Source organism: Marinobacter sp. SS21 (assembly GCF_028369065.1).
Taxonomy (GTDB): domain Bacteria; phylum Pseudomonadota; class Gammaproteobacteria; order Pseudomonadales; family Oleiphilaceae; genus Marinobacter.
This window is the reverse complement of the sequence record NZ_JAQNDA010000002.1, coordinates 391,526-410,906: the sequence shown is the minus strand read 5'-3', so window position 1 is coordinate 410,906 and position 19,381 is coordinate 391,526. Positions and strand designations below refer to the sequence as shown.

The 19,381-nt window shown below is 59.6% G+C and carries 18 protein-coding genes; 12 read left to right on the top strand and 6 right to left on the bottom strand.

From position 1 onward, the window contains the following. Positions 1 to 6: 6 nt before the first annotated feature. The 3 genes from mreD to N6L25_RS04120 all read right to left on the bottom strand — a co-directional run bounded on the left by mreD (position 7) and on the right by N6L25_RS04120 (position 2,540). Positions 7 to 483: a rod shape-determining protein MreD gene (mreD, locus tag N6L25_RS04130; protein ID WP_271978159.1), complete on the bottom strand. Its 477-nt coding sequence runs from the start codon at positions 481 to 483 to the stop codon at positions 7 to 9. Next, a complete protein-coding gene (gene mreC / locus N6L25_RS04125) occupies positions 483 to 1,313 on the bottom strand; it encodes a rod shape-determining protein MreC (protein WP_442915204.1) in 831 nt (276 codons plus the stop codon). Before mreC ends, mreD begins: the two co-directional genes overlap by 1 nt. Positions 1,314 to 1,496: 183 nt before the next feature. Continuing rightward, complete coding sequence (locus N6L25_RS04120; RefSeq protein ID WP_271978155.1) at positions 1,497 to 2,540, bottom strand: rod shape-determining protein; 1,044 nt, start codon at positions 2,538 to 2,540, stop codon at positions 1,497 to 1,499. A 263-nt stretch (positions 2,541 to 2,803) separates the two neighbouring features. On the opposite strand from N6L25_RS04120, the gene gatC reads away from it, so the two are divergent. Genes gatC through gatB form a run of 3 tightly spaced genes read left to right on the top strand, consistent with a single transcriptional unit; the run spans position 2,804 to position 6,050 of the window. Beyond that, positions 2,804 to 3,091: an Asp-tRNA(Asn)/Glu-tRNA(Gln) amidotransferase subunit GatC gene (gatC, locus tag N6L25_RS04115; RefSeq protein WP_271978153.1), complete on the top strand. Its 288-nt coding sequence runs from the start codon at positions 2,804 to 2,806 to the stop codon at positions 3,089 to 3,091. A 24-nt stretch (positions 3,092 to 3,115) separates the two neighbouring features. Beyond that, positions 3,116 to 4,561: an Asp-tRNA(Asn)/Glu-tRNA(Gln) amidotransferase subunit GatA gene (gene gatA, locus N6L25_RS04110; RefSeq protein ID WP_271978151.1), complete on the top strand. Its 1,446-nt coding sequence runs from the start codon at positions 3,116 to 3,118 to the stop codon at positions 4,559 to 4,561. Between the two features lie 25 nt (positions 4,562 to 4,586). Next, complete coding sequence (gene gatB / locus N6L25_RS04105) at positions 4,587 to 6,050, top strand: Asp-tRNA(Asn)/Glu-tRNA(Gln) amidotransferase subunit GatB (RefSeq protein WP_271978149.1); 1,464 nt, start codon at positions 4,587 to 4,589, stop codon at positions 6,048 to 6,050. 378 nt (positions 6,051 to 6,428) lie between these two features. Here gatB and rimO read toward each other — a convergent pair whose 3' ends face one another. Continuing rightward, positions 6,429 to 7,772, bottom strand: coding sequence for a 30S ribosomal protein S12 methylthiotransferase RimO (gene rimO / locus N6L25_RS04100; RefSeq protein WP_271978147.1), 1,344 nt, complete (start codon positions 7,770 to 7,772; stop codon positions 6,429 to 6,431). A 267-nt stretch (positions 7,773 to 8,039) separates the two neighbouring features. Here rimO and N6L25_RS04095 point away from each other — a divergent pair, with 267 nt between their 5' ends. The 4 genes from N6L25_RS04095 to N6L25_RS04080 all read left to right on the top strand — a co-directional run bounded on the left by N6L25_RS04095 (position 8,040) and on the right by N6L25_RS04080 (position 12,369). After that, positions 8,040 to 8,444: a PilZ domain-containing protein gene (locus N6L25_RS04095; protein ID WP_271978145.1), complete on the top strand. Its 405-nt coding sequence runs from the start codon at positions 8,040 to 8,042 to the stop codon at positions 8,442 to 8,444. A 194-nt stretch (positions 8,445 to 8,638) separates the two neighbouring features. Beyond that, the gene (gene cysD / locus N6L25_RS04090; RefSeq protein ID WP_271978143.1) at positions 8,639 to 9,547 is read left to right on the top strand and encodes a sulfate adenylyltransferase subunit CysD; all 909 of its coding nucleotides are present in this window, start codon (positions 8,639 to 8,641) and stop codon (positions 9,545 to 9,547) included. Positions 9,548 to 9,558: 11 nt separating this feature from the next. After that, the gene (gene cysN, locus N6L25_RS04085) at positions 9,559 to 11,217 is read left to right on the top strand and encodes a sulfate adenylyltransferase subunit CysN (protein WP_271978141.1); all 1,659 of its coding nucleotides are present in this window, start codon (positions 9,559 to 9,561) and stop codon (positions 11,215 to 11,217) included. A 138-nt stretch (positions 11,218 to 11,355) separates the two neighbouring features. Beyond that, positions 11,356 to 12,369: a nucleoid-associated protein gene (locus N6L25_RS04080; protein WP_271978139.1), complete on the top strand. Its 1,014-nt coding sequence runs from the start codon at positions 11,356 to 11,358 to the stop codon at positions 12,367 to 12,369. A gap of 47 nt (positions 12,370 to 12,416) precedes the next feature. Here N6L25_RS04080 and trmH read toward each other — a convergent pair whose 3' ends face one another. Continuing rightward, complete coding sequence (trmH, locus tag N6L25_RS04075) at positions 12,417 to 13,127, bottom strand: tRNA (guanosine(18)-2'-O)-methyltransferase TrmH (protein WP_271978137.1); 711 nt, start codon at positions 13,125 to 13,127, stop codon at positions 12,417 to 12,419. 240 nt (positions 13,128 to 13,367) lie between these two features. Between trmH and miaB the strand changes: the two genes are divergently transcribed. The 5 genes from miaB to lnt all read left to right on the top strand — a co-directional run bounded on the left by miaB (position 13,368) and on the right by lnt (position 18,729). Continuing rightward, positions 13,368 to 14,714: a tRNA (N6-isopentenyl adenosine(37)-C2)-methylthiotransferase MiaB gene (miaB, locus tag N6L25_RS04070; RefSeq protein ID WP_271978135.1), complete on the top strand. Its 1,347-nt coding sequence runs from the start codon at positions 13,368 to 13,370 to the stop codon at positions 14,712 to 14,714. Between the two features lie 203 nt (positions 14,715 to 14,917). Continuing rightward, a complete protein-coding gene (locus tag N6L25_RS04065) occupies positions 14,918 to 15,901 on the top strand; it encodes a PhoH family protein (RefSeq protein WP_271978133.1) in 984 nt (327 codons plus the stop codon). Next, positions 15,898 to 16,371, top strand: coding sequence for an rRNA maturation RNase YbeY (gene ybeY / locus N6L25_RS04060; RefSeq protein ID WP_271978131.1), 474 nt, complete (start codon positions 15,898 to 15,900; stop codon positions 16,369 to 16,371). The genes N6L25_RS04065 and ybeY overlap by 4 nt, the downstream gene beginning before the upstream one ends. Then, on the top strand, positions 16,368 to 17,213 hold the full coding sequence (locus N6L25_RS04055) for an HlyC/CorC family transporter (protein ID WP_271978129.1): 846 nt from the start codon (positions 16,368 to 16,370) through the stop codon (positions 17,211 to 17,213). The genes ybeY and N6L25_RS04055 overlap by 4 nt, the downstream gene beginning before the upstream one ends. Continuing rightward, positions 17,203 to 18,729: an apolipoprotein N-acyltransferase gene (lnt, locus tag N6L25_RS04050; RefSeq protein ID WP_271978127.1), complete on the top strand. Its 1,527-nt coding sequence runs from the start codon at positions 17,203 to 17,205 to the stop codon at positions 18,727 to 18,729. Before N6L25_RS04055 ends, lnt begins: the two co-directional genes overlap by 11 nt. Before the next feature lie 52 nt (positions 18,730 to 18,781). Here the strand turns inward: lnt and N6L25_RS04045 are convergent, their stop codons facing one another. Beyond that, positions 18,782 to 19,339, bottom strand: coding sequence for a zinc ribbon-containing protein (locus tag N6L25_RS04045; protein WP_271978125.1), 558 nt, complete (start codon positions 19,337 to 19,339; stop codon positions 18,782 to 18,784). Positions 19,340 to 19,381: the final 42 nt, after the last annotated feature.

Sequence of the window (19,381 nt, the reverse complement as noted above, 5' to 3'; positions counted from 1 at the left end):
AACTTCCTATCCCAGTTTTCGATTTAAGCCGTCCAGCAGCACACACAAAAGTGGCCAGATGATGGCACTGGTGATGGCGGGCCACAGGTAACTGAATCCGGCGTCATCCGCGCCGAGCATCTGCTTGATGAAATGCACCAGCATCTGATTGATACCCAGCAGCAGAAATACCATCGCACATTGCTGGGGAATGGGGAACATGCGCAGGCGCTGATGGATGGTCAACACCAGAAAGGCAATCATCGCCATGGCGACGGCATTCACCCCCAGGGCCGTGGCTTCCAGCACGTCGAGCATCAAGCCCAGACACCAGGCTAGCAGGATGCCAAACTGGGCTGGCGCCCGGAAGGTCCAGTAAAACACCAAAAGTCCCAGCCATTCCGGGCGGAACTCGAACCAACCGAGGGGAAACGGCGAAATACTCAGCACCAACGCAATGAGAATACTGATGGCGAATACCGGGTAACTGATGACCGACAGCATCAGTTTTCCTCCCCGGAGTCAGTGGGCTGTTGCAGCTCCGTTTCGTCACCGGACACCTCTGACGGTGACTGAATCGCCTGCTGAATCTGGCTGAACACCACCAGCACCATTTCGCTACGGCTCAGTTCGGCCTTCGGTTTCGCCTCGATCTGCATGAACGGCTCCCCTGGATCCTTGCGGATCGAAACAACCTCGGCCACCGGATACCCCTTGGGGAAACGGCCGCCCAGTCCCGAGCTGACCAGCAGATCGCCTTCGCGGAGATCGGCCGTGTCCGGCACATGAACCAGTTCCAGCGTGTTGATGTTGCCATTACCCAACAGGATGGCCCGCAAGCCGTTACGCACCACCTCTACAGGCACCGCGTGACTGCTGTCGGAGATCAGCAGAACCTGGGAGGTAAAGCTACTGGCCTGCTGCACCTGCCCCATCAGCCCGGTGGCATCGAGTATGGCCTGCCCGACCTGAACCCCGTCACGACTGCCCTTGTTGATCACCACTTCGTGGGAAAACGGGTCTGGAGAGACGCTGACAACTTCGGCCACGATCACCCGGTCATCCAGCACTTCGGATGAGTTCATCAGCCGGCGCAGCTCATTGTTCTCGGCCGCCAGGGCAGCGTACTTGAGTGCGCGCCGCTCCAGGATCAACAGCCGTGCCCTGAGAGCGTCATTTTCTTCCAGCAGGTCGTCCCGGGTCGTGAACAGACCGGACACCCAAGCGCTGAACTGGGACGGCGCATTGCCCAACCAATAGACCGGCGCCAACCCGGTACCAATGGCACTGCGTACCGTCTGCAGCTGCGCCAAGCGGCCATCGGCGACAATCAAAGCAACCGATACCACAATGGCCAGAAACAGTCGAAAACCGGGAATGGGACCTTGAACAAAAATGGTCTTAATGGGGACGCCTCCTCCCGTCTTGACCAGCACTGATACGACAACCGCCGCTGTGCGGAGACACAAGCGGCGGTTGCGAGCGGGAAGGTATCGGTTTTGCTGCCAATACCACGTTTATCCCTCCTGGGAAAACATTCCAATCCCGCTGCGATCAATGACCTCAAGGGCTTTACCGCCGCCCCGGGCAACGCAGGTCAACGGATCTTCGGCGATGATGACCGGCAAACCGGTCTCCTCGCTGATGAGCTTGTCCAACCCACGCAGCAGGGCGCCACCGCCGGTCAGCACAATGCCGCGCTCGGCAATGTCCGACGCAAGTTCTGGGGGCGACTGTTCCAGAGCGCTTTTCACGGTCTGTACGATCTGCGCCAGCGACTCCTGCAGCGCGTCCAGAATCTCTTCACTATTAAGTGTGAAGGCCCGCGGCACCCCTTCGGCCAGATTGCGGCCGCGCACATCAATTTCACGAATCTCGACACCCTCATAGGCGCAGCCGATTTCATGCTTGATGCGCTCTGCGGTGGTATCGCCGATCAGGCTGCCGTAGTTGCGACGGACGTAGGTGACGATGGCTTCGTCAAACTTGTCACCGCCGACTCGTACGGATTCGGCGTAAACGATGCCGTTGAGGGAGATAATGGCAATCTCAGTGGTGCCGCCACCGATGTCCACGATCATTGACCCGCTGGCCTCTTCGACCGGCAGTCCGGCACCGATGGCTGCAGCCATCGGCTCTTCGATCAGGAACACCTCGCGGGCGCCAGCACCCAACGCAGACTCGCGAATGGCCTTGCGTTCCACCTGGGTGGACTTGCTCGGCACACACACCAGAACCCGCGGGCTCGGGGTAATGAAGCTGTTCTCGTGCACTTTGTGGATGAAATGCTGAAGCATTTTCTCAGTCACCACGAAGTCCGCGATCACACCGTCCTTGAGCGGGCGGATTGCCGTGATGTTACCGGGCGTACGGCCCAGCATGCGTTTTGCCTCGGTCCCCACCGCCGCCACGGATTTCTGGGCGTTGTTTGTTCGAATGGCCACCACGGAAGGCTCGTCAAGCACAATGCCGCGATCGCGAACGTAGATGAGTGTATTGGCGGTGCCCAGGTCGATGGACAGATCGCTGGAAAATAGACCTCGGATTTTTTTGATTAACATTCGTGTTATTTCAACCTGAGATGTGCAGTCGCAGAAATGTTGCGGCAACTTTAGCAGTGAGCACCCCCACAGGCAAGGCGCGAGGCGGCCTAACGGCGCACTTTGCAGGCCAACTGCCCCTCGCGATGCACCTTGAATCTGTTACCATACCCCTTTTGCCCGGCCTGGTATCAGCCGTCCGACAGGGAAAGACCAATCCGTCATCTCGGCCCGGCCGCAAGTATCAGACCTTACAGACATTTCATTTACCTGGGAGACAATGCGTGACCATTTCCCGCGAAGATATAGAAAAAGTTGCCCTGCTGGCTCGTATCCGGGTGGACGACAAGCAGGTCTCTGAGCTGGAAAAAGACCTCGGCAACATTCTCAACCTGGTGGATCAGCTTCAGAACGCCAATACCGAGAACACCGAGCCCATGGCTCACCCCCTGGATGCGGTTCAGCGACTGCGCGCAGACGAAGTAACCGAGACCGATCAGCGCGAGGCGTTTCAGGCCATCGCCCCGGCCACCGAAGCCGGTCTCTACCTGGTCCCCAAAGTGATTGATTAACCCCAGTTTCTCCAGGAACCCGCAATGCATAACAAAACCGTAGCCGAACTCTCCCGCGATCTGGCGGCTGGCGAGGTCTCCAGCGTCGAGTTGACCCAGCACTTCCTCGACCGGATCAAGCAGGAAGACAGCAAGTACAACAGCTTTATTACGGTCTGCGAGGACGAGGCGCTGGCCGAAGCTCGCCAGGCCGACGCCCTGCGCAGCCAGGGCAGCGCCACGCCCTGGACCGGTGTGCCGTTCGCCCATAAGGACATCTTCTGCACCAACGGCGTTCGCACCACCTGCGCCTCCAAAATGCTGGAGAACTTCGTTCCGCCCTACGACGCCTCCGTGACCGCCAATTTCCGTGCCGCTGGCGCAGTCTGCCTGGGCAAGACCAACATGGACGAATTCGCCATGGGGTCTTCCAACGAAACCAGTTACTTTGGCGCCGTCACCAACCCCTGGGGTCACAACCGGGTGCCCGGCGGCTCCTCCGGCGGCTCGGCGGCTGCGGTTGCCGCCCGCCTGACCCCCGCCGCGACCGCCACCGACACCGGCGGCTCCATTCGCCAGCCGGCCGCGCTGTGTGGTATCACCGGACTGAAACCCACCTACGGCAGGGTGTCCCGTTACGGCATGATCGCCTTCGCCTCCAGTCTCGACCAGGGCGGCACCATGGCCCGCAGCGCCGAAGACAACGCCATGATGCTCAACGTCATGGCCGGCCATGACCCCAAGGATTCCACCAGCCTCGACCGCGCCGTGCCGGACTACACCGCCACTCTCAATGAGCCGCTGAAAGGCCTGAAGGTTGGCCTGCCCAAGGAATACTTCACCGACCAGCTCAGCCCGGCGATGGAACAGACCATCCGTAACGCCATCGCCGAATACGAAAAACTCGGCGCCACCGTTCAGGAAGTCTCCCTGCCCAACGCCAACCTGGCCATTGCCGCCTATTACGTCATCGCCCCAGCCGAGGCATCCGCCAACCTGTCGCGCTTTGACGGCGTGCGTTATGGCTACCGCTGCGATGACCCCAAAGACCTGATGGACCTGTACACCCGCACCCGGGGCGAAGGCTTTGGCGCCGAGGTGAAACGCCGCATCATGGTGGGCACCTACGCCCTGTCGGCCGGCTACTTCGACGCTTACTACCTTAAGGCACTGAAGGTTCGCCGTCTGATCCAGCAGGATTTCGTCAATGCACTGAAAGAAGTCGACGTGCTGATGAGCCCTACCTGCCCGTCACCGGCCTTTGCCAAGGGCGAGAAGGCCAACGACCCGGTCACCATGTACCTGGAAGACATCTTTACCATCGCGGTAAACCTGGCGGGACTGCCGGCACTGTCGCTGCCAGCCGGCCTGGTCGACGGGCTGCCGGTTGGCCTGCAGATCATTGGCGACTACTTTTCCGAGGCCCGGCTGCTGAACGCTGCACACCAGTATCAGCAAGTGACCGACTGGCACCAGCGTACACCGGAATAAGCGGGCAATCAGGAGACCAAACACCATGCAATGGGATGTCGTAATCGGGTTGGAAATTCACGTTCAGCTCGCCACCAACACCAAGATTTTTTCCGGCTCCAGCACCGCGTACGGCGCCGAGCCCAACACCCAGGCCAACGCGGTTGACCTGGCCATGCCGGGCACCCTGCCGGTACCAAACGAGCAGGCGTTCCGCTACGCGGTGATGTTCGGCCTGGCCATCGACGCCGAGATCGGCCGGCGCTCGGTGTTCGAGCGCAAGAACTACTTTTACCCGGACCTGCCCAAGGGCTACCAGACCACCCAGCTGGAGCAGCCCATTGTTGGCCCCGGCCACGTGGAAATCGACCTGCCGGACGGCAGCACCAAGACCATCCGCATTCACCACGCGCACCTGGAAGAAGACGCCGGCAAATCCCTCCATGAAGCGTTCTTTGACGAACATGGCCATGGCATGTCCGGCATCGACCTGAACCGCGCCGGCACCCCGCTGATCGAAGTGGTCACCGAACCCGACATGCGTAACGCCGAGGAGGCCGTGGCCTTCGCCAAGAAGCTGCACAGCCTGGTGACCTCGCTGGGCATTTGTGACGGCGACATGTCCCAGGGCTCCATGCGCTTTGATGTCAACATCTCCCTCAAACCAAAAGGCCAGGACGAGCTTGGCACCCGCACCGAGACCAAGAACCTGAACTCCTTCCGCTTCATGGAGCAAGCCATTGCCCATGAAGTGGAGCGACAAATGGACATCTTGGAAGACGGCGGCGAGATCGTGCAGGAAACCCGCCTGTACAACGGCGACCGGGACGAGTCCCGTTCCATGCGGACCAAGGAAGAGGCCAACGACTATCGCTACTTCCCCTGCCCGGACCTGCTGCCAGTGGAAATCGATGACAGCTTTATCGAGGATTGCCGCAGCCGCTTGCCTGAACTGCCGGACGCCCGTAAGGCGCGCTTCAAGGAACAGTTCGGCCTGAATGACTACGACGCCAGCCTGCTCAGTGGCGATGCCAAACTGGCTTCATTCTTCGAAGAGGTCGCCGCGCGGGGTAAAGACGCCAAACTGGCCGCCAACTGGATTCTCGGTGAATTCTCCGCTCGCCTGAACGCGGAAGACAAATCGATTGCCGACTCCCCCATCACCGGGGCCCAGCTGGGCGACCTGATCGTGCGCATTGCCGACGACTCCGTCTCTTCCGCCGGCGCCAAGAAGGTGTTTGAAGCGCTCTGGGCCGGGGAAAACGACAACGTCGACGCGATCATTGACGCCAAGGGCTTGAAGCAGGTGTCCGATACCGGCGCGCTGGAAAAACTGGTGGATGAGGTGTTGGCCGGCATGCCGGATCAGATCCAACAGTACCAGGAAGCCGACGACAAGAAGCGCAAGAAGCTGATGGGCGGCTTTATGGGACCGCTGATGAAGGCTTCCAAAGGCCAGGGCAACCCGAAGCTGTTTACGGAGATTTTGAAGAAGAAGCTGGAGGGATAATCCCTCCTTATCTCAGATCACCGGCCGCTTCGATGCGGTTCGGCAAGCCTCACCAGCATCCTACACCCTCGCAGGATGCTGGTGAGCGAAGCGAACTGCATTATTACCCTCGACCTCCAATCAATGCACACCCGTAGGATGCCGGTGAGGCTTGCCGAACCGCATCAAAAAACCCCAGCTTCCGAATGCTTCGGCTCAGCTACCCGCGATCCAATTGAGATATCTCAGAGCTCCATGGCCTTGACGGGAGGCACCTCCCAAAAATGTCGGAGGCCATGGATGGCCGGAGTCAAGCGCACATGGATGTGCTTGTAGCGGTTTTTGGGAGGTGCCTCCCGTCAAGGCCCACCGCCATGCCAGTCAGGCTACTCACAAGACTCAAGCAAGCACCGCCCAAAGATCATGCTCATCCGCATGCTCAACCACCGCACTCACCACCTGCCCCGGCTGTAGCTCAATCTCGCCGTTGAGGTAGACCATGCCGTCGATCTCCGGCGCATCCGCCTTGGAACGCCCGATGGCGCCCTCCTCGTCCACCTCGTCGATCAACACCTCGATAGTCTTGCCGATCTTGGCCTGCAACCGCGCCGCCGAGATCTCCGCCTGCTTGGCCATAAACCGCGCCAACCGCTCTTCCTTCACTTCTTCCGGCACGGCACCGTCCAACGCATTGGCCGGAGCCCCATCCACCGGGCTGTACTTGAAGGCCCCCACACGATCGAGCTGGGCATCATCCAGCCAATCCAGCAGGTACTGGAAGTCTTCTTCCGTTTCACCAGGGAAACCGACAATGAAGGTGGAGCGAATGGTCAGCTCCGGACAGATCTCCCGCCACTTGCGAATGCGCTCCAGCGTCTTGCTGTCGTGGGCCGGCCGCTTCATCGCCTTGAGCACCTTCGGGCTGGCATGCTGGAACGGGATATCCAGATAGGGCAGCACCTTGCCTGCCGCCATCAGTGGGATCACGTCGTCTACGTGGGGATAGGGGTAAACATAATGCAGCCGCACCCAAACGCCCAACTCCCCAAGGGCCTCGCACAACGCCAGCATCCGCGTCTTCAGCGGACGCCCTTGCCAGAACCCGGTGCGGTATTTGATATCCACGCCATAGGCACTGGTATCCTGAGAGATGACCAGCAACTCCTTGACGCCGGCGTCGACCAGGCGCTTGGCCTCATCCATCACCTCGCCAACGGGACGGCTGACCAGATCGCCGCGCATGGAGGGAATGATGCAGAAGGTGCAACGGTGATTGCAGCCCTCGGAAATCTTCAGGTAGGCGTAATGACGGGGGGTCAGCTTGACGCCCTGGGGAGGCACCAGATCCACGAACGGATCATGCTCCTTTTTCGGCGGCACAAATTCATGCACCGCTCCCACCACCTCCTCGTAGGCGTGTGGCCCCGACACCGCCAGCACGCCGGGGTGGGACTCCCGTATGCGCTCCTCCTCAACCCCCATACAGCCGGTGACGATCACTTTGCCGTTCTCACTGATCGCCTCGCCGATGGCATCCAGCGACTCCTGCTTGGCAGCATCAATGAAGCCACAGGTATTCACCACAACCACATCCGCATCTTCATAGGTAGGGACAACATCGTAGCCGTCCTGGCGCAACTGGGTCAGGATTCGCTCGGAATCCACCAGGGCCTTGGGGCATCCCAGGCTGATAAATCCGACTTTACCGCTGCCGGTCGCGGGAGTAGCTGTCTTGTCTGTCATAACGTCTCAGGAGCGCTGTTCAAAATTGGAGCAGCATTTTACCGCAGCCACGGCCACCAACCCAATGAAAAACACATCTTTGCGCACCCCATGCCGACGACTCGTCCCGGGCTTTCATCACAAAGCTGACCACAAAGACGACAGATGGCTTGCTGTTCATTTTTTAAACCACTAAACTTTCAGGAGCTTATGTAAGATTACACGCCGGGATTCAGCAGTATGGGAAAGGCCATTCAATCGCAGCCAGAATTTACCAGGCAGATTGCCATGAAAGCGTCACCAACCAAGCCCAACCTTCGTAACCAGCAACGCGTAGACGTTGGGCTGAAAGTGTTGGTCAGCAACCCCGCAGGCGATGAACTGCACTGCCACGCGGCCAATCTGTCCCGCACCGGCGTTATGCTGCGATGCAACCTGGACGCCGTGCGCCAACTACTCCCTGGCCAGGTGACACCGGCTCCGGGCCAGTGGATTCAGGTATCCACCCGCTTCGCCGTGCCAGTGGTTGCCTCACAAAATGTGTCGATTCGCGTACACGGCCACATCGTGCACTTACGCCGGGTTTCCCGCGACGAATTTCACCTTGGCATCCAGTTCAGTGACTTTGAAGATAATGGCTACGACTACCTGGATCAGTACGTCAGCCGTTTACTCGCAGCCACCCTGGGCTAGCCGGGGTGACCCCCGGCCAGCGGCAGGTTGGTCGGATCTTGCGGGCTTCTGCGCAGCCGTGCCCAGCCAACCATTCGTTGCTAAGCGGCATATTGTTATAGCCCCAAACTCTAGTAATTCGCCTTCTTATATCCAGGCCGCGTCTGGTATAGTTGCGGCATTCATACGCCCACGGCAATCGGTAAAACCTTACGATGACCAGTTATAATCTGACTCACCTCAAACAGCTGGAAGCGGAAAGCATCCACATCATTCGGGAAGTGGCAGCTGAGTTCGATAACCCCGTCATGCTTTACTCCATCGGTAAAGACTCGGCGGTCATGCTCCACCTCGCGCGCAAGGCCTTTCATCCTGGCAAGCCGCCCTTCCCCCTGATGCACGTCGACACCACGTGGAAATTCAAGGACATGATTGAATTCCGCGACAAGCAGGTTAGCGAGTATGGCCTCGACCTGATCGTGCATATCAACGAAGACGGCGTAAAGCAGGGCATCGGCCCCTTTACCCACGGCAGCGCCAAGCACACCGACGTGATGAAAACCCAGTCACTGAAGCAGGCCCTGGACAAGTACAAGTTCGACGCCGCCTTCGGTGGTGCCCGCCGGGACGAGGAAAAATCCCGCGCCAAGGAACGGGTCTACTCATTCCGTGACGAATACCATCGCTGGGACCCCAAAAACCAGCGCCCAGAGCTCTGGAACATTTACAACGGCAAGGTCAACAAGGGTGAGAGCATCCGGGTCTTCCCGCTGTCCAACTGGACCGAACTGGACATCTGGCAGTACATCTACCTGGAAAACATCGACATCGTTCCACTCTATTTCGCCGCCGAGCGTCCGGTGGTTGAACGGGACGGCACCCTGATCATGGTGGATGACGACCGCATGCCGCTGAAGGAAGGCGAAACCCCGATGATGAAATCGGTCCGCTTCCGCACCCTGGGCTGCTATCCGCTGACCGGCGCCATCGAGTCCGAAGCCAAAACCCTGCCCGATATCATTCAGGAAATGCTGCTTGCCACCAGTTCCGAACGCCAGGGCCGAGTCATCGACCACGACTCCGCCGGCTCCATGGAACAGAAAAAGCGTGAAGGTTATTTCTAAGGAATTTATTCATGTCACATCAGTCAGACCTCATCGCTGAAGATATTCAGGCCTACCTGAAACAGCACGAAAACAAGGAACTGCTGCGCCTGCTCACCTGTGGCAGTGTTGATGACGGCAAGTCCACCCTGATCGGGCGCCTGCTCCATGACACCAAGATGATCTACGAAGATCATATGGCCAGTCTGAAATCCGACAGCGCAAAAATGGGCACCACCGGCGAGAAGCTGGATCTGGCGCTGCTGGTTGACGGCCTTCAGGCCGAGCGGGAACAGGGCATCACCATTGACGTTGCTTACCGCTACTTCTCCACCGACAAGCGCAAGTTCATCATCGCGGATACACCGGGCCACGAGCAGTACACCCGCAACATGGCCACCGGCGCGTCCACGGCGCAACTGGCAATCCTGATGATTGACGCCCGCCACGGCGTGATGACCCAAACCCGTCGCCATTCGTTCATCGCCTCGCTGCTGGGTATTCGCCACATCGTAGTGGCCATCAACAAGATGGACCTGGTGGACTACAGCGAAGCCCGGTTTGAGGAAATCAAGCAGGACTATCTGACGTTTGCCGACCAACTCGGACTCAAGGACATACGCTTTGTCCCCATGTCCGCACTGGAAGGGGACAACGTCGTCAGCCGAAGCGAAAACACCCCCTGGTTCACCGGCCAGCCGTTGATGGAAATCCTGGAAAACGTCGAGGTGTCCCGGGACAAGAACCTGGAACACTTCCGTTTCCCGGTTCAATACGTCAATCGCCCCAACCTTAACTTCCGCGGCTTCTGCGGCACGGTTGCCTCCGGCGTGGTTCGCCCGGGCGATCAGGTGATGGCCCTGCCCTCTCGCCGCACCAGCACCGTCAAGGAAGTCGTGTCGTTCGAAGGCAACCTGGACGAAGCCTACATTGACCAGGCGGTCACCCTCACCCTGAATGACGAAATCGATATCAGCCGGGGTGATATGCTGGTCAAGGCGGCAGACGAGCCGGAGGTGGGCAACCGCTTCAATGCCAATGTGGTCTGGATGACCGACGCCCCGCTGCAAACCGGCCGCCTGTATGACATCAAACTGGGCCCAACGTTCACCTCCGGCACGGTCAAGAAGATTCACCACCAGACCGACGTCAACACCCTGGAGCAACAGCCCAATCCGTCCGCGCTGCAGCTCAACGAGATTGGCCTGTGTGAGTTCACCCTGAGCCAACCGGTGGCGTTCGACGCCTATGGTCGCAACCACGCCACTGGCAGCTTCATCGTCATTGACCGACTGACCAACGTCACCATTGGCGCCGGCATGATCGCCGGCAATGCCGATGGTGACGAATCCCTGGACCCGGTCACCGGCGAAGAGCGCAGCCGTCGCCTGGCCCAGCAACCCGCCATCATTGCCTGCAATGGCAAGCAGGCCCCCGCCCTGGCTCTGGCCGTCGAGCGGGCACTGTTTGACCAGGGCAAGACCTCGGTGGTGCTGACCGAAGACAGTGCAGGCAACGCCGACGACCGGCGCAGGACCGCACAGTTGCTTACGGCACACGGTCTGATTGCCATAGCGGTCAATCTCGGCACCGATGTGGCCACCGCCCAAGCCGAAGCGGACTCCGAAGCCGATATTCCGGCGGCCGTTGGCAAGCTGGTGGAGAGCCTGCTCCGGGAGCAACGGATCTAGTGGCTCCAGCCCCAACAAGCCGCTGAGTCGGCCAGGCCAGGCAAAGCCTGCCTCGCTTCCGCAGACTCAGCGGCTATGATAAAAAGCCCCAGCCCCAGGCTGAGGCTTTTTCTGTTTTAGCGACCAGGGAAATCGTTCATGGCCATCAAATACCTTCGCACCGCCTTTGCCAGCCAATACCAACCGGGGCAGCCGGCCCGGATTCGCCCTGGAGCACCGCTCAAGGAACCCGGCGGCGACTACGAGGCGCTGCACAAGCAGATGAAGCGGCTGTTCAACAGCAAGCCCGGCAAGAAATACGGCCGTTTCTCTGACGACATTGGGCAGTCCCCGTTCAGCGCCTGGCTGAAGGACTACATCGAAGACAAGCAAAGCTTCGATTCCTTGAGCGAGCGCCTGTTTGGCCAGTGGCAGGAATTACTGAATGACTGCCAGGAGGAGCATGACGGCCATCTGATGATTGCCCATGAAGCCCTGGCGGACTCGGACGCGGTCTACCTGCTGGTTGTGGAAAACGACAGCGCCATGCGCTTCGACAGCGAACAGACGCTGGATGCCACCGACGTACTGAGCCTCTCCCGCCTGAACCTGGCGGTTCGCATCGAACTGGATGACTGGCTCGGCGACACCCCGGCGGAGAACTACCTCACCCTGGTTCACGGCCGCGGCACCGGCGAACCGGGTGAGCGCTTCATCAAACTGTGCGGTTTCACCAACCAGATTGATGTTGAGAAGGAAACACTGACCTTTCTGGATGCCGTCGAATCCTTCGCCAAGACCTCCGAGCCGGAAGAAGCCGGCAAGGTCCGCCACCGTGCCTACGAGTTCTGCAAAGAGCAGCATGCCCTGGGCGAACCCGTTGCCATCGAAGCCTTGTCCGGCTATCTGGACGAGAACCAGCCCGAGCGCTTCAAGGAATTTGCCAAGCAGTCCACCGAGCTGCCCGAAAGCGGACTGCTGCACCCAGATCATCGCAAGGTCAAGAAACTGGTCCGCATCGCCGGTTCTGGCGGTGGCATGAGCGTGTCGTTTTCCTCCGACCTGGTCAACCAGGCGGTGTACTATGACCGAGACAAGGACGCCCTGACCATCACCCGGTTACCAAAGGCGTTGCGGGAGCAATTGCAGCGCTATCTGGAAGCAAGAGAGTAGACGCTCCGCCCGGCCGATCGGGGACAGGTTTCGAATCTGCCCCCAGCTCAAGATTCTTCAGCCAAATGCGGATGCCGCTGCCGCCGCACCGCTTCCATCCAGCCAACGCCATCAATGAGATCCCCGGTTTCAGGGTCAAACGGCGGGTACGGCAAATTGCGGTCATCACAGTACTGCTTAACCGCTGGCTGACACCAACAGAAAAGCAAGCGCAGGTACTCGTCGTCCGGCAGCCGTCGCTGCTTATAGAGGCCGGCCTCCTTACGCTGTCGTTGCGCCTCGGACAGGATGATGGCGCAGGCCGCGGAAACGTTCAACGATTCCACCATCCCCATCATCGGAATGACGATGTGCTCGTCCGCCTGCTCGGCGGCATCGGCGCTCACACCCTCCACCTCGTTCCCCATGATCACCGCGCAAGGTAAGGTGTAATCCACCTCCCGGTAATCCACCGCCCGCTCAGACAGCTGCGCCGCATAGAGTTTGTGACCGCTGCGGCGCAGGGCTTCAACAGCGTCGGTCATGGCGGGATGGGTGCGGGTCGTCACCCAGTTGAAACTGCCACCCGCGGTCTTGCGAAACGCCCGGTAACCTTCCTTCGGCCACACCGCGTGCATATTGGCGACACCAAAGGCATCACAGGACCGGATAATGGCCGAAAGGTTACGCGGTTTGTGAACCTGATCCGTCAGTACGGTCAGGTCGGGCTGGCGGCGATCGAGGATCTGCTTGATGCGTGCGAGGCGTTCCGGGGTCATTCACGGTCTCTCGGTGACGTCCAAAGCAGGCCATCATACCACATCGGGATTTGCCGTAATTGAGGCCAGGAAACGCTGGTTGCGATTTGAGCGGCTCGCTATAATAGCCAGTTGCTTTCACAGCTGCCAGCGTTACCCGGAGTTGTTTGACCACGGTTATTTAACCAAAACGGCCGCGCTGGCCGATCGCCCCCGGCTAAAACCGGTCACGCGAACATTCACCAATGCACGTTGAGACACATGGCCAAGAAGCTTTACATCAAGACCCACGGCTGCCAGATGAACGAGTACGACTCGTCCCGCATGGCAGACTTGCTCCGTACCGGCGAGAAAGTCGAAATGACTGAGACCCCGGAAGACGCGGACATCCTGCTGCTGAACACCTGCTCCATCCGGGAAAAAGCCCAGGAAAAAGTCTTCCACCAGCTGGGTCGCTGGAAAAGTCTGAAAAAGACCAACCCCGATCTGATCATCGGCGTCGGCGGCTGCGTTGCCAGCCAGGAAGGCCAGGCCATCCTCGACCGTGCGCCGTATGTGGACATGGTTTTCGGCCCTCAGACCCTCCACCGACTGCCTGACATGATCACCGAGGTGCGCAGCAAGGGCGACGGCGTCGGCGTGGTGGATGTGAGTTTCCCGGAGATCGAAAAGTTTGACAACCTGCCCTCCCCCGGTGCCGAAGGCCCGTCCGCCTTTGTCTCCATCATGGAAGGCTGCAGCAAGTACTGCACCTTTTGCGTGGTGCCCTATACCCGAGGTGAGGAAGTGAGCCGACCGGTGGATGACGTCATTGCCGAGATCGCTCACCTGGCGCAGCAGGGAGTCCGCGAGGTCAACCTGCTTGGGCAAAACGTAAATGCCTACCGCGGTGACACTCACGATGGCGATGCCATGGATCTGGCGGAACTGATCACCCTGATTGCCACCATCGACGGCATCGACCGCATCCGCTACACCACCTCCCACCCGGTGGAATTCTCGGATGCCCTCATCGAGGTGTACGCCCAGGTCCCGGAGCTGGTCAGCCACCTGCACTTACCGGTGCAGAGCGGTTCCGACCGCATTCTGGCTCAGATGAAGCGGGGTCACACTGCCCTGGAATACAAGTCGAAGTTACGGCGCTTGCGAAAAATTCGGCCGGATATCAGCTTCTCGTCCGACTTCATCATCGGCTTCCCGGGAGAAACCGACAAAGATTTCGAGGACACCATGAAGCTGATCACCGACATCGGCTTTGACGTCTCGTTCAGCTTCATTTACAGCGCCCGCCCGGGAACGCCGGCCTCAGACTTACCGGACGACACCCCGATGGACGTCAAAAAGCAGCGCCTGAGCATCCTCCAACAGCGCATCAACCAACACGCCATGGACATCAGCCGCAAGATGGTCGGCACCACCCAGCGCATCCTGGTGACCGGACTGTCCAAGAAAGATCCGGGCGAGTACGCCGGCCGCACCGAGAACAACCGCATCGTCAATTTCCGGCATGACAACCCCAAGGTGATCGGCCATTTCATCGACGTAGACATCAAAGAGGCGCTGCCAAACTCTTTGCGGGGCGCGCCGGTCGACTCGACGCTATACTAAAACTCGATGCCGGCCTCGGAACGTAGGATGCGGTGAGGCCTGCCGAACCGCATCAGTCGGGTTTGCGCCTGAATTCCGCGATGCGGTTCGCGTTGCTCACCACATCCTACGCCAGAGGCGAGGCCTGATAATTGGCAACCACGAAGCACCCTCACCCCCAACTCCGACCGTTCGGAGCAGCAACGAATACGAAAGAGGACTGATTGAATACCAACGACGTCAAACAGTTTGACCTCCACCCAGTGGACCAACGCCGGCTTGCCACCCTCTGTGGCCAGTTCGATGAACATCTCAAACACATTGAAAAGCGCCTCGATATCCGAATTGGTCGGCGCGGCCATCACTTTCGCCTTGAGGGTGAAGCAGAACACGTCGCGGCAGCGTCGGAAGTCATCCGCCACCTGTATCGGGAAACCGAGGGAAACGACGACATAACGCCGGATACTGTTCATCTGTTCATCCGCGAATCCGGACTGGAACGCTTACCGGAAGACAAGCCCTACGATGGCAGCCAGGTGGTCATCAAGACCCCTAAATTGCAGGCCAAACCCCGTGGCGGCAACCAGCAGAAGTACGTCCACAGCATCCGTACCCACGACATCAACTTCGGGATCGGGCCGGCCGGCACCGGTAAGACCTGGCTTGCCGTTGCCTGCGCCGTCGAAGCGCTCAAGGACGAACAGGTCAAGCGCATCCTGCTGGTGCGGCCGGCGGTGGAAGCCGGTGAGAAACTGGGTTTCCTGCCTGGCGACCTGGCCCAGAAGGTGGACCCCTACCTGCGCCCGCTGTACGACGCGCTCTACGAAATGCTCGGCTTCGATCAGGTGACCAAGCTGATCGAAAAAAGCGTGATCGAAATTGCCCCGCTGGCCTTCATGAGGGGTCGAACCCTTAATAATGCGTTCATCATTCTCGACGAAAGTCAGAACACAACGCGGGAACAGATGAAGATGTTTCTGACCCGCATCGGCTTCGGCTCCACCGCAGTCATCACTGGCGACACCACCCAGGTCGACCTGCCCCGAGGCCAGAATTCAGGACTGATTCATGCCGCGGGCGTGCTCGGCAAAGTGCAGGGCATCAGCTTCACCCGTTTCGAAGCCAAGGACGTGGTCAGACACCCGCTGGTGCAGCGGATCGTAGAAGCCTATGACGCCTTTGACGATGGCAGTGGAGGCTCCCATTGAGCGAGCTCATCACTGACGTGCAGCGGGCGGTGGATGGCCCGGACTTGCCGGACGACCGGGCTCTGACCCGCTGGGCCAATGCGGCCTGGCTGCAGGATCACGACTCGGAAGTCACCATTCGCCTTGTTGATGTTGCCGAGAGCGCCGATCTGAACCAACAGTATCGCGGCAAAAGCGGACCAACCAATGTGCTGTCCTTCCCATTTGAGGCACCAGCCGGTATAACGGTGCCACTGGCCGGTGACCTGGTGATCGCGGCGGACGTGGTCCGCAACGAAGCCGGCGCACAAAACAAGGCCGTGGAAGCGCACTGGGCCCATATGGTGGTACATGGCGTTCTGCACCTGCAGGGCTATGACCACATCGACCACGATGACGCAGAGGTTATGGAAAGCCTCGAAATCCGGCTGCTCGGCCAGCTCGGATACGCCAATCCTTACGAATCAGAGGAAACGGAACCAGACTCATGAGCGACGATCAGTCGAGTCGCAGCCAGGGCAGCAGGTCCTGGCTGGAACGAATATCACAAGCTTTCTCCAACGAACCCGAGTCCGCCGAGGACATTCTTGAAATCCTGCGGGATGCCGAAGCCCAGAGTGTGCTCGATTCCGATGCCATGAGCATCATTGAGGGGGCCATGCAGGTGATCGACATGCGGGTCGAGGAGATCATGATCCCGCGCTCCCAGATGGTGACCGTCAAGGCGTCCCAGGAACCCAAAGCCTTCCTCTCCGAGATCATCGAGTCTGCCCACAGTCGATTTCCGGTCATCGGCGACAATCAGGACGACGTCATCGGCATCCTGCTCGCCAAGGACCTGCTGCCGCTGGCACTGAACAATGAACTGAACTGGGTTCAGATCCGGGAAATCCTGCGACCACCCACGTTCGTGCCAGAGAGCAAACGACTCAATCAGCTGCTCAAGGAGTTCAAGGAAACCCGCAACCACATGGCGATCGTGGTGGACGAATACGGCGGCACTGCCGGCCTGATCACCATCGAGGATGTGCTGGAGCAGATTGTCGGCGAAATCGAGGATGAACACGATTTCGACGAGGAAACCCATATCAAGGCCCGCGGCAACGGCATCTTCGCCGTCAAGGCGGTCACGCCCATCGAAGATTTCAACGAATTCTTCAAGTCCGAGCTCGACGAACAGGAGTTCGACACCATCGGTGGTGTCATCCTCAAGGAATTCGGCCACCTGCCGCGTCGGGGCGAATCGGTGAGCGTCGGCGGACTGACCTTCACCATTGCCAATGCCGACAATCGTGTCATTCGACTGCTCCAGGTAACCCGCAGTGACACCTGAAACCAAACTGAGCCGCCATCCCCGGTTGAGCGCCCTGTTGCTGCTGGCAGCAGGCGCACTGCAAACCCTGACCTTCTCGCCCTTTAGCTGGTGGTGGCTGGGCCCGGCTTCCATCGCCCTGATCCTGCTGGTGGCGCTGCCGCTGCCGGCGCACAAACTGTTCCGGGCCGGTTGGCTGGTGGGGTTCGGACTGTTTGGCAGCGGCGCCTCCTGGGTCTATATCAGCATCAGCCAATACGGTAACACCTCGGTGCCGGTATCGATCCTGTTGACCGTAGTGTTCGTGGCGGGCCTGGCGCTGTTCCACGGCCTTGCCTTCCTGTGTTGGGGCAAATTGGCCAAGCACAGCGCCGTACGCAGGCTGATCCTGTTTCCCGCCGTCTGGCTGCTGGCCGACTGGGTACGCGGCTGGCTGCTGACCGGATTCCCGTGGCTGTACCTCGGCACCGCCCAAGTGGACGGCCCACTGGCGGGATTTGCCCCCATTGTCGGCGTTCATGGCCTGACCTTCTGGATTCTGCTGACCGGGGTGAGTGCTTACGGGCTCTACTGGCTTGTCCGGCAACAGCACCACAAGGCCGCGCTGGCGGTCACCGCCTTGACTCTGGCGCCCTGGCTCTCCGGCCCAGCACTGAAAGACGCCGCCTGGACGATCCCGTCCGATGCTCCGCTGTCGGTGGCAACCATGCAGGGCAACGTCCCGCAGCTGATCAAATGGGACCCGGCCTACCTGAAAGACCAGATCGTGACCTATCTGGAGCTGACCCAGCAAGATTGGGAAAGGGACCTGATTCTCTGGCCCGAGACCGCAATACCGCTAACCCAGGACCAGGCAGGCGCGATCTTCGAGCACATCGAGACCGAGCTGGCGCCCGGCAGCACCCTGATTACCGGCATCCCCTGGTACGGTTTCAGCGATCGGCTGGAAAATTTCACTTTCCACAACAGCATTATGGCGCTGGGTAACGGCGATGGGATGTACCACAAACAGAAGCTGGTGCCCTTTGGCGAGTATGTACCCTTACAGCAGTGGTTGCGGGGGCTGATCGGCTTCTTTGACCTGCCGATGTCGGAGTTTTCCCGCGGCCCGGAACACCAAGTGCCGTTACAGGTCGGTGACACCCTGGTGATGCCATTCATCTGCTACGAAGTGGCCTATCCGGATTTTGTTGCCGTGAATGCGCGCGGAGCGGGCCTGCTGATCACCATCAGCAACGACGGCTGGTTTGGCGATTCCATCGGGCCACATCAACACCTGCAAATTGCAAGGATGCGGGCTCTGGAAACTGGACGCTACCTGATTCGGGGCACCAATAACGGAGCGACCGCGATCGTCAACCATCACGGCGAGATCACCGAATCAATCCCACAATTCACCCGCGCCACCCTGCGCGGCGAGGTGTTTCCGGTCACCGGCCTAACGCCCTACATGCAATCGGGATCCTGGCCCATCCTCACCCTGGCCGCCATCCTGATCGTGTTCAGCCGGGAGCGGATCATTCCCCGTTCGGCCTGAAGCCCGCTGGTCACGCCGCCTGCGGGAGCCTCAAATCGGCTCTCGAGGCGATTCAGGCATCGCGCAGGGGCTCCTTAGGCCAACGGCTGGTCACTCGCTCATAGTAGTGTGAGCCGCAGGCTTCACAGGCCAGGATGTGACTGGTGGCGGTCAGGCATTTCATGTGGCCGCAGTTCAGACACTTGAACATGCCGGCGGTGGCCACCTCGCCACAGATGTAATAGCTCTGGTCTTCATTGGCCAGTTTCTGGTTGAGCTCCAGGGTATCCAGCCGCGTCTTGTCCGCCACCGAGAACAGCATGTCAGCCAGTTGGCGCTCAATCAGCGAGATATCCAGCTGCAACCACTCACTCAGGCCCTCGCCGGTCTCATCGACGAACCTCATCAGGTGCGCCAGATCCCGCTTAAGGTAGGCAGACAGCAAATCCACCTCCTCCCGGGTCATTTCCTCCAGGGCATACTCCACTTCCACTGCCTTACCGATCTCTTCGTGCAGGCCGTCCAGGGTAATCTCCTCCAATTCGCTGAGCCCATCCTGCACCCTGTGCAACATTCGGTCATAAACCTCGAGGGCCTGCCCCGACAAATGATTGCGCTCCGGTTGTGTCATGCTCACTCCTCGCCCAAATCGACGGCCAGGAACCCTGGCCAA

Coding starts and splice junctions, on each gene's coding strand:
- mreD (WP_271978159.1), bottom strand. CDS start 483: ATGCTGTCGGTCATCAGTTACCCGGTATTCGCCATCAGTATTCTCATT.
- N6L25_RS04120 (WP_271978155.1), bottom strand. CDS start 2,540: ATGTTAATCAAAAAAATCCGAGGTCTATTTTCCAGCGATCTGTCCATC.
- gatA (WP_271978151.1), top strand. CDS start 3,116: ATGCATAACAAAACCGTAGCCGAACTCTCCCGCGATCTGGCGGCTGGC.
- gatB (WP_271978149.1), top strand. CDS start 4,587: ATGCAATGGGATGTCGTAATCGGGTTGGAAATTCACGTTCAGCTCGCC.
- rimO (WP_271978147.1), bottom strand. CDS start 7,772: ATGACAGACAAGACAGCTACTCCCGCGACCGGCAGCGGTAAAGTCGGA.
- N6L25_RS04095 (WP_271978145.1), top strand. CDS start 8,040: ATGAAAGCGTCACCAACCAAGCCCAACCTTCGTAACCAGCAACGCGTA.
- cysD (WP_271978143.1), top strand. CDS start 8,639: ATGACCAGTTATAATCTGACTCACCTCAAACAGCTGGAAGCGGAAAGC.
- cysN (WP_271978141.1), top strand. CDS start 9,559: ATGTCACATCAGTCAGACCTCATCGCTGAAGATATTCAGGCCTACCTG.
- N6L25_RS04080 (WP_271978139.1), top strand. CDS start 11,356: ATGGCCATCAAATACCTTCGCACCGCCTTTGCCAGCCAATACCAACCG.
- trmH (WP_271978137.1), bottom strand. CDS start 13,127: ATGACCCCGGAACGCCTCGCACGCATCAAGCAGATCCTCGATCGCCGC.
- miaB (WP_271978135.1), top strand. CDS start 13,368: ATGGCCAAGAAGCTTTACATCAAGACCCACGGCTGCCAGATGAACGAG.
- N6L25_RS04055 (WP_271978129.1), top strand. CDS start 16,368: ATGAGCGACGATCAGTCGAGTCGCAGCCAGGGCAGCAGGTCCTGGCTG.
- N6L25_RS04045 (WP_271978125.1), bottom strand. CDS start 19,339: ATGACACAACCGGAGCGCAATCATTTGTCGGGGCAGGCCCTCGAGGTT.